Source organism: Saccharibacillus qingshengii (assembly GCF_013185195.1).
Taxonomy (GTDB): domain Bacteria; phylum Bacillota; class Bacilli; order Paenibacillales; family Paenibacillaceae; genus Saccharibacillus; species Saccharibacillus qingshengii.
On sequence record NZ_JAAZWC010000007.1, the window covers coordinates 112,623 to 127,122 of the forward strand.

Annotated in this window: 14 protein-coding genes; 4 read left to right on the top strand and 10 right to left on the bottom strand. The window is 56.2% G+C overall.

Annotated elements, in window-relative coordinates:
* Window positions 1-194 precede the first annotated feature (194 nt).
* The 4 genes from mmsB to HRQ60_RS08375 form a co-directional block, all read right to left on the bottom strand.
* On the bottom strand, window positions 195-1,358 hold the full coding sequence (gene mmsB, locus HRQ60_RS08360) for a multiple monosaccharide ABC transporter permease (protein WP_172195286.1): 1,164 nt from the start codon (window positions 1,356-1,358) through the stop codon (window positions 195-197).
* Entirely contained in the window at window positions 1,333-2,892 is a 1,560-nt protein-coding gene (gene mmsA / locus HRQ60_RS08365) for a multiple monosaccharide ABC transporter ATP-binding protein (protein WP_172195288.1), read from the bottom strand. Before mmsA ends, mmsB begins: the two co-directional genes overlap by 26 nt.
* Before the next feature lie 57 nt (window positions 2,893-2,949).
* Window positions 2,950-4,035 carry a multiple monosaccharide ABC transporter substrate-binding protein gene (gene chvE, locus HRQ60_RS08370; protein WP_172195421.1) on the bottom strand — a complete coding sequence of 362 codons (1,086 nt, stop codon included), beginning with the start codon at window positions 4,033-4,035 and terminating at the stop codon, window positions 2,950-2,952.
* Window positions 4,036-4,241: 206 nt separating this feature from the next.
* Window positions 4,242-5,621 (bottom strand): sodium-dependent transporter, encoded by a 1,380-nt coding sequence (locus tag HRQ60_RS08375; protein ID WP_172195290.1) that lies wholly within the window; start codon window positions 5,619-5,621, stop codon window positions 4,242-4,244.
* Between the two features lie 303 nt (window positions 5,622-5,924).
* Between HRQ60_RS08375 and HRQ60_RS08380 the strand changes: the two genes are divergently transcribed.
* Window positions 5,925-6,905 carry an ABC transporter substrate-binding protein gene (locus tag HRQ60_RS08380; RefSeq protein WP_172195292.1) on the top strand — a complete coding sequence of 327 codons (981 nt, stop codon included), beginning with the start codon at window positions 5,925-5,927 and terminating at the stop codon, window positions 6,903-6,905.
* Window positions 6,906-7,199: 294 nt separating this feature from the next.
* On the opposite strand, the gene HRQ60_RS08385 is transcribed toward HRQ60_RS08380, so the two are convergent.
* Both HRQ60_RS08385 and HRQ60_RS08390 read right to left on the bottom strand, forming a co-directional pair.
* Entirely contained in the window at window positions 7,200-7,715 is a 516-nt protein-coding gene (locus HRQ60_RS08385; protein ID WP_172195294.1) for a DUF4188 domain-containing protein, read from the bottom strand.
* Between the two features lie 14 nt (window positions 7,716-7,729).
* Window positions 7,730-8,365, bottom strand: a complete 636-nt coding sequence (locus tag HRQ60_RS08390; RefSeq protein WP_172195296.1) for a TetR/AcrR family transcriptional regulator — start codon at window positions 8,363-8,365, stop codon at window positions 7,730-7,732.
* Window positions 8,366-8,564: 199 nt separating this feature from the next.
* On the opposite strand from HRQ60_RS08390, the gene HRQ60_RS08395 reads away from it, so the two are divergent.
* On the top strand, window positions 8,565-9,290 hold the full coding sequence (locus tag HRQ60_RS08395; protein WP_172195298.1) for a metallophosphoesterase family protein: 726 nt from the start codon (window positions 8,565-8,567) through the stop codon (window positions 9,288-9,290).
* Window positions 9,291-9,392: 102 nt separating this feature from the next.
* Here HRQ60_RS08395 and HRQ60_RS08400 read toward each other — a convergent pair whose 3' ends face one another.
* From HRQ60_RS08400 to HRQ60_RS08415, 4 genes are all read right to left on the bottom strand, one after another.
* Window positions 9,393-9,851 carry a hypothetical protein gene (locus HRQ60_RS08400; protein WP_172195300.1) on the bottom strand — a complete coding sequence of 153 codons (459 nt, stop codon included), beginning with the start codon at window positions 9,849-9,851 and terminating at the stop codon, window positions 9,393-9,395.
* Window positions 9,852-9,956: 105 nt separating this feature from the next.
* Window positions 9,957-10,991, bottom strand: a complete 1,035-nt coding sequence (locus tag HRQ60_RS08405) for a hypothetical protein (protein WP_172195301.1) — start codon at window positions 10,989-10,991, stop codon at window positions 9,957-9,959.
* Between the two features lie 165 nt (window positions 10,992-11,156).
* Complete coding sequence (locus HRQ60_RS08410; protein WP_172195303.1) at window positions 11,157-11,423, bottom strand: hypothetical protein; 267 nt, start codon at window positions 11,421-11,423, stop codon at window positions 11,157-11,159.
* Between the two features lie 12 nt (window positions 11,424-11,435).
* Window positions 11,436-12,776 carry a VWA domain-containing protein gene (locus tag HRQ60_RS08415; RefSeq protein WP_172195305.1) on the bottom strand — a complete coding sequence of 447 codons (1,341 nt, stop codon included), beginning with the start codon at window positions 12,774-12,776 and terminating at the stop codon, window positions 11,436-11,438.
* A gap of 209 nt (window positions 12,777-12,985) precedes the next feature.
* Here HRQ60_RS08415 and HRQ60_RS08420 point away from each other — a divergent pair, with 209 nt between their 5' ends.
* Window positions 12,986-13,741 (top strand): ZIP family metal transporter, encoded by a 756-nt coding sequence (locus HRQ60_RS08420; RefSeq protein ID WP_172195307.1) that lies wholly within the window; start codon window positions 12,986-12,988, stop codon window positions 13,739-13,741.
* Window positions 13,742-13,989: 248 nt separating this feature from the next.
* Window positions 13,990-14,499, top strand: a complete 510-nt coding sequence (locus HRQ60_RS08425) for an ArsR/SmtB family transcription factor (protein ID WP_246281229.1) — start codon at window positions 13,990-13,992, stop codon at window positions 14,497-14,499.
* The last annotated feature ends 1 nt before the right edge of the window (window position 14,500 follow it).

The following is a 14,500-nucleotide window of genomic DNA, read 5'->3' on the forward strand; positions in this document are numbered from 1 at the left end:
CCTTCTGCACCTGCGGCTTGCGCCGCCTCAATCTCTTCAGGCTTAAGTGTATCCAAATCGGATCGCGAAAAAAAGAGAATTCCGACGAATACGGCGCCAAACCGCGGCGAAGCCGTATCCAAACCGGCAGCCTAAGCGGCAGGGTTGGATACGGCTGTCAGCCGAAAAGCGGGCGTATACCCGGGCGCTTCGGATTAAGCGGCTCTTTTGTTTTTGTTATAGATATCGAACGCGACCGCAAGCAGCAGCACCAGACCTTTGATACCCTGCTGCCAGTCGATCCCGAGCCCGATCAGCGACATGCCGTTGTTCAGCACGCCCATGACAAGTCCGCCGATGATCGCGCCGAACACGGTCCCGATCCCGCCGGCAGCCGATGCGCCTCCGATAAAGCAGGCGGCGATCGCATCAAGTTCGAAGTTGGTACCGGCTCTCGGCGTTGCCGCGTCCAGACGGGCCGCGAAGATCAGGCCGCTGACCGCAGCCAGTACGCCCATGTTGACGAATACCCAAAACGTGACTTTTTTTGTTTTGATACCCGACAGTCCCGCCGCTTTCTCGTTGCCGCCCAAGGCGTAAATATGGCGTCCCATGACCGTCTTGTTCATCATGAACGAGTAAGCGAGAATAAGCACGAACAGCAGCACCAGAATGTTCGGAATCCCCGCATAGCTGGCCAGCATAAACGTAAACGCGTTGATGACAATCGCGATCACCGCGAGTTTGAGCACGAACAATCCAGTCGACGTCACTTCAAAATTGTATCGGGCCTGTTCGCGGCGGCCGCGCAGCTCGTTCAGGATGTAGAGCACCGTGAACGCGACGCCGGCGAGAATCGCGACCAGATTGGTTGCCGTATCGGCCAGATTCGGCACGAAGCCGGAACTGATCTTCGTGAATCCGTCCGGGAACGGGGAGATCGATTGGCCTTCCAGCACGATCATGGTCAAGCCCCGGAACAGCAGCATCCCGGCCAGCGTCACGATAAAAGCGGGAATCTTGACGTAAGCGACCCAGAATCCCTGCCAGGCGCCGATCAGCGCTCCGGCTGCCAACGACGCGATAACCGCGATCCAGGCCGGCAGTCCCCAGTCTACCATCATGATCGCCGACAGGGCGCCCACGAACGCGGCGACCGATCCGACGGACAGATCGATATGGCCAGTGATGATGACGAGCACCATGCCGATCGCCAGCACGAGGATATAGCTGTTTTGCAGAATCAGGTTGGTGATATTGATCGGTTTGACGAGCAGTCCTCCCGTCAGCACCGTAAACAGAATCATGATGACGACCAGGGCAATAATCATGCCGTACTGCCGGACGTTGTTTTTAAACAGTTTGGTGATCGCTTCCACGCTTAACGCCTCCTGTATGGGTCATATATTTCATCAACGTCTCCTGGGACGCCTGCTCGCGGCTGACTTCGCCCGTGATCCGGCCGGCGTTCATGACATAAATGCGGTCGCTGAGTCCGATCACCTCCGGCAGTTCCGACGAAATGACGAGAACGGCTTTGCCCTGCGCGGCCAGCTGTTGAATGATCGTATAGATTTCGTATTTGGCGCCGACGTCGATCCCCCGGGTCGGTTCATCCAGAATCAGAATATCCGGTTCCGAGAAGATCCATTTGCCGAGTACGACTTTCTGCTGATTGCCTCCGCTCAGATTGCCGGTCTTCTGCAAGATGCTCGGCGTCTTGATATTCATCCGTTTGCGCATGTCTTCGGCGACCAGCACTTCTTCGCGTTCGTTGACGACCGCCCGCTTGGTCAGCTTGCCGATGCCCGTCAGCGAAATATTGCGCTTGATATCGTCCATCAGAATCAATCCGTATTCCTTGCGGTCTTCCGTTACGTAGGCGAAGCCGTTGGCGATCGCCTGGCTGACCGAATCGTTGCGGATTTCCTTGCCGTCTTTGACAAGCTGTCCGCTGATGTTCCGGCCGTAGGATTTGCCGAAGATGCTCATCGCAAGCTCCGTCCGCCCCGCCCCCATCAATCCCGCGATACCGACGATTTCGCCGTGGCGCAGCGTCAGATTGATATCGTCCAGCGCTTTGCGGTCCGGATGATGTTCGTGATAGACGGTCCAGCCGCGGACTTCGAGCGCCACTTCGCCGATCTCCGGCGTCCGCTCGGGGTATCGGTGCGTCATGTCGCGCCCGACCATGCCGCTGATGATCCGGTCTTCCGTGACCCCGTCTTCCTGCATACTCATCGTTTCGATCGTATGGCCGTCGCGCAGAATAGTGATCGAATCCGAGACCCGGGTCACTTCGTTCAGCTTGTGGGAGATCAAAATGCAGGTGATGCCTTCGCGTTTGAATTCCAGCATCAGCCGCATCAGATTCTCGCTGTCATGCTCGTTCAGGGCTGCGGTCGGCTCGTCGAGAATGAGCAGCTTGACCTTTTTGGACAGCGCTTTGGCAATCTCCACCAACTGCTGTTTGCCGACGCCGATATTGCCGACGAGCGTATTGGGATTTTCGCTCAAGCCGACTTTTTTGAGCAGTTCGCCGGTCCGCATAATCGTCTCGTTCCAATCGATGACGCCTTTTTTCGAACGTTCGTTGCCGAGGAAAATGTTCTCCGCAATCGACAGATACGGGATAAGCGCCAGCTCCTGGTGAATGATGACGATGCCTTTTTCCTCGCTCTGCTTGATATCCTTGAATTCGCACGTCTGGCCTTCGAACAGAATATCGCCTTCGTAGCTGCCGTGCGGATAGACGCCGCTCAGCACTTTCATCAATGTCGACTTGCCCGCTCCGTTCTCTCCGCACAGCGAATGAATCTCGCCCTGCCGCACCCGGATGTTCACATCGTCCAGCGCTTTGACACCGGGAAACGTCTTGACGATCCCGCGCATTTCCAAGATGTACTCCGACATGGTTCAGCCCTCCTGTTCTGCTGCTTCGTTCGATTCGGCCGGTCTTGGCTTCCTGTTTTATTTCAGACCGATTTCTTCTTGGGTGTAATAGTCCTGGTCCACGATCTCCTGCCGTACGTTATTTTTGTCGACCGATACGGGGTCCAGCAGATAAGCCGGAACGACTTTGATGCCGTTGTCGTACGACTTCGTATCGTTCACTTCGGCTTCTTCGCCCTGGAGCACGCTTTCCACCATATTGACCGTCTGCTGCGCAAGCTTGCGGGTATCTTTGAACACGGTCTGCGTCTGCTCGCCGGCCACGATCGATTTGATCGAAGCCAGCTCGGCGTCCTGCCCGGTAATCACGGGAAGAGGCTTCGCGGACGAGCCGTAGCCGATCCCTTTGAGCGACGACAAAATCCCGATGCTGATGCCGTCGTACGGTGACAATACCGCGTCCAGATGTTCGTCGGAGTAATAGGCGCTGAGCAGATTGTCCATTCGCGACTGGGCCAGCGAGCCGTCCCAGCGCAGCGTTGCGATCTGGGCCATGGTCGTCTGTTTGCTGCGGACAACCAGCTTGCCGGAATCGATGTACGGTTGAAGAATCGACATCGCGCCGTCATAGAAGAAGTAGGCGTTGTTGTCGTCCGGAGACCCGGCGAACAGTTCGATATTGAAAGGGCCTTTGCCTTCCTTCAGACCGAGAGCCTGTTCGATGTAAGAAGCTTGAAGCACGCCTACCTTAAAGTTGTCGAAGGTCGAGTAATAGCTGATATGAGGCGTGTTGCGGATCAAACGGTCGTAGGCGATGACCCGGATTCCCTGGTCGTGCGCTTTGCCGATGACATCGGTCAGCGTGTTGCCGTCCACCGCCGCGATCACGATCACATCCACGCCTTTGGTAATCATGTTCTCGATCTGCGAAATCTGGTTCTCGACCACGTCTTCCGCATACTGCAAATCGGTCTTGTAGCCCTGCTGCTCGAACAGCCGCCGCATATTGCTTCCGTCCCCGACCCAGCGTTCCGACGATTTGGTCGGCATCGACAAGCCGATATACCCTTTCTCCGCACTTCCCGCACTGCGTTCCGCCAGGTTGCAGCCGCCGAGGACCGCCGTCAGCATCAGCACGAGCAGAAGTACCGCTATTCTTCTCATCACCGGTTTCCCTCCCGCATTCCGTTATAGATAGCGCTTCCATTTATTCGGCGCCGTCTTGTCGTTTACGTGTTCCAGCATAGCATCGCTTTTTTGGGGGGTCTTTATACGAAAGCGAACGTTTTTTATAAAAATTTAACTTTTCTGCGCCGAAACGACAAAAAAGACGTTCCGCAAAAGCGGAACGTCCAGAAGCAAAAAGTAATCTAGAATTTCAGTACGCCGATCGAGTACAAGAAGATCAGGATGATCAACAGCGGGCAGACGTAGCGGAGCAGGAACATCCAAGTGCGGTAGACACCGCCCGTGAGTCCCGCTTCCACACCCGCGCGTTTCCAGGCGTAGCCCGTGAACAGCGTGATAATCAGACCGCCGATCGGCATCAGGATATACGAGGTCGAGAAGTCGAACAGGTCGAAGATCGTTTTGCCGAAAATGACGACGTTGCTGAGCGGTCCGTTGGCGCCTTCGACGGACAATGCCGACGGTACGCCAAGCAGGAACGCCAGAGTCGCCATGATAACCGCTGTTTTTTTGCGGCTCCATTTCCACTGCTCCATCGCGTAGGCGACCGGAACTTCGAGGATAGAGACGGCGGAAGTCAGTGCGGCGATCGCCAGCAGCAGGAAGAACAAACCGCCGAACAGGAAGCCAAGCGGCATCTGCGCGAACGCGGCCGGCAGCGCGATGAATGCCAGGCCGACGCCGCTGGACGGCTCCATGCCGTAGGCGAATACCGTCGGGAAAATAACCAGACCGGCGATGAACGCGTACAGCAGGTCGCCTGCGCCGATCGCAAGCGTAGCTTTGCCGAGCGACTGGTCTTTACGCACGTAGGAACCGTATGTCAGCATGCAGCCCATACCGAGCGAGAGCGAGAAGAACGAGTGGCCCAGCGCGATCAGCACCGATTCTTCGTTCAGCTTCGAGAAGTCCGGCTTCAGGAAGAATTCCGCGCCCTCCATAGCGCCCGGCAGCGTCAACGCGCGGACCATCATGATCAGCAGGAGAATCAGGAAGCCGGGAATCAGGATCTTGTTGAACTTCTCGATTCCGCCCGAGATCCCTCTCGCAATGACGAAACCGGTAATCGCCATGACCACCGCACTCCAGAAGATCGGCATATAGCCGCCCGCAAAGCCGAGGAACGCTGCCGCATAATCCATATTGACATCCGACAGTGCGCCGGCGAACGACTGGATCATGTAATGCAGCGTCCAACCCGCCACGACGCTGTAGTACGACATGATCAGGAAAGCGGTGATGATCGAGATCAGGCCGAACCATTTCCAATGCTTCTTGTTCGTCAGATTGAACAGCGACGAGGAAGCGTTGCCGCGTCCTCCGCGTCCGATGGTCATTTCCGCCAGCAGAATCGGCAGGCCTACGACGACCAGACAGAGGATAAACAGCAGGAAGAAAGCCGCTCCTCCGTTCTCGCCCGTAATATAAGGAAATTTCCACATGTTGCCCAAGCCGACCGAGCTTCCGATCGCCGCAAGGATAAATCCGTTTTTGGAAAAGCCTGCCGTGCCCTCTCCGGGTCTTTCGACGGTCTTACCGGTTTTTTTATCCAACCCGCTCATTCCTCTACCTCTTTCCGAGTTTAATTCGTTTCCGCTGTACTGCGGTTTTGCATTTTCCTATGTTAGCGAATCCATATCGGGTTGTCCATCTTTTTGTCTGAGATCTTTGAATTTCAATGTCAAAATGAAAAATAGTTCACCTGTCGTCCTTCATTCCGCATCGATAATTTGTATTCCCTATACAATTTGTCGGTTTTGATAATCGCGGCCTGCGCATATCCCATACAGCGGTCGATCCGGTTGACCCGCCGCTCTTCGTCATATATGATAACGATTATCATTATCGAAAAGAGGTTTTGCTTGATGTCGTTTATCCGTAAGTCTGCTCTCCATAAATCCGCTTCGCTGCTGCTCTTGGGCAGCGCCCTGCTTGCCGCGGGCTGCAGCTCTTCCGGCGGAAGCACTCCCGCCGCGGGAAATGCGCCTGCCGCGCAACCCGAGACGCGCAGCGTGAAGCATCTCAACGGCGAGAGCGCGATCCCGGCCGAACCGAAGCGCATCGCTTCGCTCGATTACCGGCTGACTGATTTCCTGCTCGCACTCGGGATCAAGCCTTACGCCACGGGCCTATATCCCGGGAATGTCGCTCCTCCTTATCTGGACGAAGCCGCAATCGGCGAAGCCAAGCCGCTCGGCGACGAAGTCAACGTCGAAGCCGTACTGGAGGCCGCTCCCGATGTCATTTTGGGACGCAAAGCGCAGGCCGATCTATACGATCAGCTCCGGGCCATCGCGCCGACGATCATCGCCGATTCGCCTTCGGCCGACTGGAAGCGGGAACTTTGCGCTTACGGCGCCATGTTCGGGCGCGAAGCGCAGGCCGACGAATGGCTGAGCGCTTACGATGCCCAGACCGCCCGGGCGAAAAAAGCGATCGCGGCCGTCGTTCCGGCAGGTTCGACTTTCCTCTATGTGCGGATTCTGCCCAAAGAAGTTCGCGTGCACGGTCCGAAGCAGGCGCTGTCCGACGTTCTGTACGCCGATCTCGGCCTGACACCGGCCAAAGGCGTGGAGAAGCTGGACGACGTCATGCCGATCTCGCTGGAAGTGCTCCCGGACTATGAAGCGGATTACATCTTCGTGGAAGTCGGCGCTCCGAGTGCGGACGGCGACACCGATGCCCAGAGCAACCGGAGCCGGATCGAACAGACATCCATCTGGAAAAACCTCAAAGCGGTTCGGGCCGGCCATGTCTACGAAATGCCGCAGTGGGTTATCAGCGAAGCGCCTTTGATTAAGCAAAAATCCGTCGAAGAAGTGCAGCGGGCTTTGACCAGACATTAACGGCAGCGCAAAAAGGAGCGGAAGAAAGATCCGCTCCTTAGTCTGTCGAGAAAGTCCTATTCGTTTTAGAAGCTCGTCGGCTGCGGGAGAAATTCGTTCCGGTCGCGTGTTGAAATCGGGAAAAAGGATTGGATTTTAGCGGAATTTTCCCGATTTCAAAGGCGAACACTATCGTTCCTACACTGAATTTCTCCCTCCGCCTCCTCGCTTCACTTGGATTCAGACTTTCTCGACACGTTGAAGGAGCGGAAGAAAGATCCGCTCCTTTTTGCCGTTGTTCGGAAGAACGAAGCCTCAGCTTGTCGGCAGATCCGGGGAAGGTTCTCCCTGACCCGCGCCGCCAAGTCCCGCCCGCTCGCGCGAGCTTTCCCGGCCCGATCCGACCGGATTCAAACTCCCGGCGCGGCCCATCCCCGTCGGGGGCATATTCACGTAGATCGATTCGTAGGCGCCATTTTCGACCATATAGGTCTCATGGTAAATGCCGACAGCTTCTCCCGAACGCGCTTTGCGGTTGAAGTTTTTCCAGGCGGTGAGGTGATTGGCTTTGCCGCGGGCATAATGTTCCAGTTGGTCGTAGGAGCGCCAATACTGGACAATCGATACCCCGCGGCCCGTCATGAAGAAAGACGCGTCGAGAAAACCCAATTCTTTGTTGGTGTACAATTCCTGAAGCATGGGTCCCATGGAACGCAGTACGGGCAGCCACTTATGCACGGCGTACCATTTATTGATACGCGCTCCGATGATGAATACGACAAAGGGTCCTTCGATCTGGGCCATCTGTCTGCCCGGGATTACTTTCGCCATGCTGTTACGCCTCCTCAGCCTTTTTCCAAACGATTCAGGTGCAGTTCATAAAATCCGCGGATATCGGTCGAAGCGTACAAGCGTGCCGTCAGAAAGGCTCCATAGAACACAGTCCACAGCAGTTTGACTGCATCGTCGACCGACAAAACAGGGTCCAGCGTACCCTCGCTCCGCGCTTCGAGCATGCAGCGCCGAAACAGCTCCGCCAGATCGGGCGATACGGCAGCCGCGGCTTCCTTCCCGGGGAACAGCAGATGGATCTCCGCTTCGCTGAGCTCGGGCATCCACGGGTGCATATCCTTCTCGGCCAAAAAAGCGATCAGGCTGGGCATAACGCCCGGTACGTCTTCGCTCCACTCCACCACGCTCTCCAGCAGATGGCGCACAGCCTCGAATCCGCGCTTGTCTTTTTCGTCGATCTCCAACAAGCGTTCGGTCAACCAGACCCGCATAAAATAAACCAACAGCGCTTCCTTGTGCGGAAAACATTTAAAAAAAGTGACTTTGGACGTTTCCGACTCGCGGCAGATTTCGTCGACCATAATCTCGCTGAACTTGCGGGTGCGCATCAGAGTCAATCCGCTCTCGTACAGCTTGATCCGCGTTCGGGCCTTCTTGATTTCGCGCAGTGAAAAATGAACTTCCGGCAAACGGCTCCTCCTCTGCTTCTTTCGAATGGATTAACTTATGTAAATAAATTAACTCAAGTAAACTTAAATGGCAAGAAGTTTTTTGCTTTCTCCGCTGCGCTTCGGTTACCCGCACCCGTGTTCTTGCCTGAATGCTACAGGACGTCTAGAATAGGGAGAGTTTAGAAAAATGACTTCCCCCGAAAGAGAGGCCCCGCCCATGCCCAAAAGAACACTGGCCATCAGCGATATCCACGGCGAACGGCATCTGCTCGATCGTCTGCTGGAGCACATCGGCTACGATCCCGTTTGCGATCAGTTGGTGCTTCTCGGCGACTATGTCGATCGCGGTGCCGAATCGATGCAGACGCTCGAACGCGTCATGGAACTTTGCGCAGAAGGTGCGATCGCGCTGAAAGGCAACCATGAGGATCTGATGCTGCGTGCGCTGGATGGCGGAGGCGAAGAAGACTGGAAGCGCTGGATCGTGCGCAACGGCGGCACCGCCACTCTGGAAAGCTATGGATTTACCGATAAAGCGCTCCGGGTCGAACTGGGTGAAAACTATCGCCGCCCCGAACTGAAATCCGAGATATTGGAGCGCCATCTGGCTTTTGTCCGCGATCTGGATCTGTATTACGAGACGGATTCGTTTATCTTTGTCCATGCGGGCGTTCCTCCGGGTCTGACGGCAGCCGAAGCCGATCCGTCCGACCTGATCTGGATTCGCGAGGAGTTCCATCGGGGATACGACGGAGACAAGACGGTCATATTCGGCCATACGCCCACAAGCGGCCTGCACGGCGATCCCGATAATCACAATGTGTATTACGGAGCGAACCGCATCGTCGGCATCGATGGAGGAGCCGTCTTCGGCGGACAGCTTAATGCCATTGCGATCGAGAGCGGGGAGACGTTTTACGTCAAAAATGATAAATCGTCCTAGCATCTGCCTTTGATCGTTTTTATACGCTTCAAAAAAAAGAACCCTTCGCGGGTTCTTTTTGGATAGCTTATTCGGCAAAACGATACGTCATGTGCTCGAAGCTTAGAATTCCCTCGGCTGCATGGGCTGAACGTCCGGCGGATTGATCGGCTCGATCTCCGGCGGACTGACGGGCCGCACATCCGGCGGATCGATCGGCTGAATCTCCGGCTGCTGACCGGGCTGTACGCCCGGCGGTTCCTCGGGCTCGATCTCGGGCCGGTTGGGTCGCACGCCGGGCATATCGTCGGGATCGAATTCGGGCGGTGAACCCGGCCGTACGCCCGGGGGATCGTTCGGCACGATCTCCGGATCGGACTCGGGCTGTACGCCCGGTGGTTCCTGCGGCGTCGTTTCGGGCGGCTGCCCCGGAGCGACGCCGGGCGGTTGTTGAGGCGAGATCTCCGGATCGGAAGTGGGCTGCGTGCCGGGCGGATCTTCCGGTCTTTGCGTCTCGGATTCCGGAGCGTCGGACACGCGAACGATATAGTAGTCATGGTTTTGGCCAATATCCTGTCTCATCGTCAATCGTCTCCTTATGGATCGAAATGGCGTTTCGGCGATCGTCGGATCCTTACAGAAGTTATTACCCACTCCCGCAGCCTTTCTCACCTTTCCCGGCTTGGGTTAAGGGATCTGACGGCTGCGGAATTCTTGTACTGCTTCATAGAGATCGGATTGCGCGTAATTGACATCGTCCCATGTACGGGCTTTGTCCAATTGGCTGGCGGCTTCGTTGACCGCACGGCGCAGGGTGCCGACAGCCGAAGCCGGATATTGGCCCGAACCGCTGCTACGGGGAGAATCCAGCAGAAGCCGTGCGTCGTGCAGCTCGGTTACCAGACGGATTCCGTGCAGCAAAGCGGCGTAAGAATTGCTCATTTTTTGGTACACGTAAGCCAATTCCGCTTCGCTGCGAGCCGAATCGAGCTGGCCTCGAAGGGTCTCGATCCGCTTCTCGAATGCTTCGCGCAGATTGGAATAATCTTCATCGATGTCTTTGACCCGTTCGATCTCGGAATTCGCGTAATCTCTGGCACGCACATACAGCGATTCGTAATTGTTCCAGTAAGCTTGCATGTCCAATCCCACGTGAATCGACAGATATTCCTGGTAAGCCTGTACGTAATCCGCCGGCTTCAAGCCGACTGTAGGCAGCCTTTGTTCCAGTGCGTTCAGCTTGGCAAGCGCCGAATCGATCGCTTCCTGCGGATATTTGCTGGTTGGATTGTAGGCGGGATCCAACGTGTAATTGATCAGCCTGGATATCTCCAGTTTGATATACGCCCCATGCTGCATGTAATCGAGGAACTGCTTGTCCGCGGCCGCTTTGACTTTCTTGCGGATCGCGGCGACTTCGGAAACCGAGGAGGAAGGATCTTCGGACACTATAACGGCCTGCTCCGCGAGATCCAGTCCTTTTCGCCGCGCCGTTTCGTCGATTGAGCCGCTGAACTGCTCCAAACCCAGATTCAAAGCCAGCGCTTCCTGCAGAAGAGCCAGTTTCGCTTCGCTCTGGATCCCGTTGTCCGCGGCCGCCGCCTGCTGCTGCTCGAAGGCTGGATTCTCCGCGGCAAATGCCGGCACTGCCGTGCCGAGCATGACTCCCGCAAGCACGGAAGCCAATATACGGCGAGTCCGTTTTGATTCCCCAATGTTCAAAAAGCTGACCTCCTCTTATCCGGATATAAAACTTCGGAAAAGTACGTTCCTTTTATGAATGAACCATAAAATCCCATTCTCAATTTATAAAAAAGCCCCCTTTTCCGAATCTCGGAAAAAAGAGCTTTTTGTTTGCTTTACCGTTTGCTTTACCGCTTTTTTGCGTTACCACTCGTTCCATAATCCCGGTCCGCCGATCTTGGCGATCGACTTCTTCTGCGTACGGCCATGGTTAAAGCTCATCGTGCGCAGCTCATAACCGGGCGCGTCCAGCGGCAGCAGCTTTTTCCATTTCGATACCGGATGGGTGGGCTTGCCGGGACTTGCCATGTCGACAAGGACCAGGTCTTTGTGCAGCAGATTCAGGCATTGTCCCAACATAAGCGAAGGCGAATCGGAGACGCTGGAAGAAGATTCCGGATGTCTATTCATGAAGTTTGCTCCTTATTTCAAAATTCCGCGAGCCCGCACTTCTCTCAACCAACCCGGGAACTCGTTCAGCAGGCGATCGTACAATTCTTCGTCGCTCACCCGGTCCAGGTCGTCCAGCGCGAAGAAATCGGCATTGTCGACGATACGCCCGCGCAGGTCGTCCAACTGTTCGAGTACGCCGAAATTGGCTCTGCCGAGACCGACAAACTGCCAGAAAATCGGCTTGTCCGCATGCTTGATCAGCAGCTTGGAAATTTTCTTGGTCTCATAGATTCCGCCATCGCTGAAGAAAATAATATAGGTCGGCGTCTTGTCGTCCGGCTCTTCTTGCGTGTACTTGCGGACGATGTCTTCCATAACGACGGGCTCATTGTTGCCGAAGCCCAGCTTGCTCTTCATGCTTGGCCCCGGATAGGTCTTCTGCACGTAATTCTCATACTGGTGCTCGGTCACGCTCGGCGCACGCATCATCTTGCTGGCAAAAAACCATACGTCCATGATGCCGTCGTCGTCCATTTGGGCCGAGACCGCGAGAATCCGTTCGAATGCGCGCTGGACCGTGCCTTTTTTGTACAGCTGCGTCATGGAACCCGAAGCGTCGAAGATGACGGCTACGCGGGCTTTTTCATGCGCGATATTTTTCTTCTCCAGCGAAATGCCGACTTTGCGTTTGAGCAGATCGATCTTGCCGAGCGGACGCGGCGGCTGGGCGGATTCCGGGGCGGCAGGCTGCGCGGGAGCGGCCGCCGTTGAGCCCGATGCCTTACTCGAATCCGCGGCAGGCGTGTTCGCGGGCGGCTGAGGTACATTCGGCGGCACCGGCGTTTCTTCGTCTTCGATCTCGACGCCATACGCTTCGGCCAGCGGTTTGAGCCCGCCGTTGAAGCCGCGGCCGACAGCCCGCAGCTTCAATCCCGACGCATGCCGGTACAGTTCCATGAAGACGAGCGAACGCTCCTGCGTCGCTTCCGTGATCTCGTACAGAATCTCGCCGCTGCCCGTTTCCGCCACGATCCGGCAGCCCGTCACGTCGGCAAACGTCCCGGTCCCGTCAAGCGTCGCGGAGAATACGCATTTGGCGATCAGGCCGGGGTCCAGCTCGTTCGTGCGGATGACGAACGCGACCTTGCTGCTTCCTGTCCGTTCATAACGCACATGTCCCGCCGGACTTGTATCCTGGTTATAGAAGATAAAATAATCGTCCGACGGCACTCTGCCGTTCTCTCCGACCATGAAGCAGCTGACGTCGAGATCGGCCGGTGCGGCGTCCCATTCGATCCGTACGCGAAGTTCGTCCGTTTGCCCGATCGGCGCGTTTGCGCCTGTCGTCAGAATCGTTTGCGGTGTTCCCATTGAATCCCCTCCCGAAAATAGTCTATCCCGTTATTCGCCAATTTGGCTCTTTTGTATGCGCATATGCCGAATTATACCATTGGGCAGCCGTCATTGCGAAAAAGCCCCGGCGTTTGCCGAAGCCGCCGACCGGTTAATGAACGAGCAGGAGCGCTTGCATACGAAACTTTCAACATAGCGCGCAGAAAGAAACGAGAGGAGAAATAAGCATGTGGAGCGCATTGTTATGGGGCGGCATTTCCGCGTCGGCCGTCGTGCTCGGCGCGTTGGCGGCGTTATTTTTGCGGATCAAAAAACGGTATATCGGCTGGATTATGGCTTTTGGCGTCGGCACGCTGATCGGCGCGGCCGCGTTCGAACTGCTCGGCGACGCCCTGGAGGACGGCGGGGTGCTTGCGACGGGGATCGGATTCACGGCGGGCGCGCTCGTCTATACGGTGTTTGACCTGATCGTCTCCCGGCGCGGCGGCTCGAACCGCAAACGTTCGGGCAAAGACGATTCCGGTTCAAAAGCGGCCGGCGGCGAAGCCGATCAGAGCGGACTCGGCATCTTCGCCGGTACCGTGATGGACGCCATTCCGGAATCGATTATGCTCGGCGCCAGTCTGATCGCAGGCAACGGTATCAGCGTTGTGCTGGTCGTCTCGATCTTCGTCAGCAATATCCCGGAAGGCTTGTCGAGTACCGTGGGCCTGCAAAAAAACGGCTATTCGCGCAAAAAAATATTTCTCATGTGGGGTTCGGTCCTGCTGGTCTCGGCACTGGCCGCCATGGGCGGCTATCTGTTCTTCGAGCAGCTCTCCGGTGAAATGAAAGCCGCGATCGGCGCGTTCGCCGGCGGCGGCATCATCGCCATGCTGTGCTCGACCATGATGCCGGAAGCTTTCGAAGAAGGCGGTCCGGCCGTCGGTTTTATCGCCTCGATGGGCCTGCTGACCGCGATCCTGCTTGATACGTTCTCGTAACCTGTCGGATGAGAGCGGTTCCCTTGAATCCTTCCCCCATTTAAGCGGGGAAGCTCGGCCCGTTAACGGATCGTTTATCCGTGACGGGCTTTTTTCTATTTGCGGGATCGATTTCCGTTTACACCGCTTGCGAACGATGCTATATTATCTTCATGATCTGGATTCCAGATCTATCTATTTCCAGAATGATCTAAGTCCAGATCAATAGAAATCCGGATTGATCCGACTCCAACAAGGGGGAGATTGTGTTGACGGACAAACCCATGACGCCAAACGGCTCGCTGATTATCGATGCCAACCAGAACAAGCTGCTGCAAAACGCTCTGCGCATCAAGATCATGCACGCGCTGTCGCGCGAGCCGATGACCTCGAAGCAGGTCGCCGATCGGCTGCGCAAAACGCCGGGCAATGTTCACTATCATATTCAACGGCTGTACGAAGGAGGCCTGCTCGAATTGGCGGATACGCGCAGCGTCTCGGGAATCGTGGAGAAGTATTATTCCGCTCCGGCGTCGCAGTTTCATTTTCCCGGATCGGCCGAAGGCGAAGCCTGGCAGCAAGACGACGACGCCTGGACCGGGGCCGGCCCTTTCTCGGAATACCATGCGACGCGGCTCGATCTGTCGGACGAAGAAGCCGCACGGTTCTCCGATGAACTCAAAGCGCTGCTGGAAAAGTGGGAGCTGCACACCGAAGGCGGGCGGGAATACGGCGTCAGTATTCGGATCGGACGGATCGACGAGAGAGGGGACGCCTGAG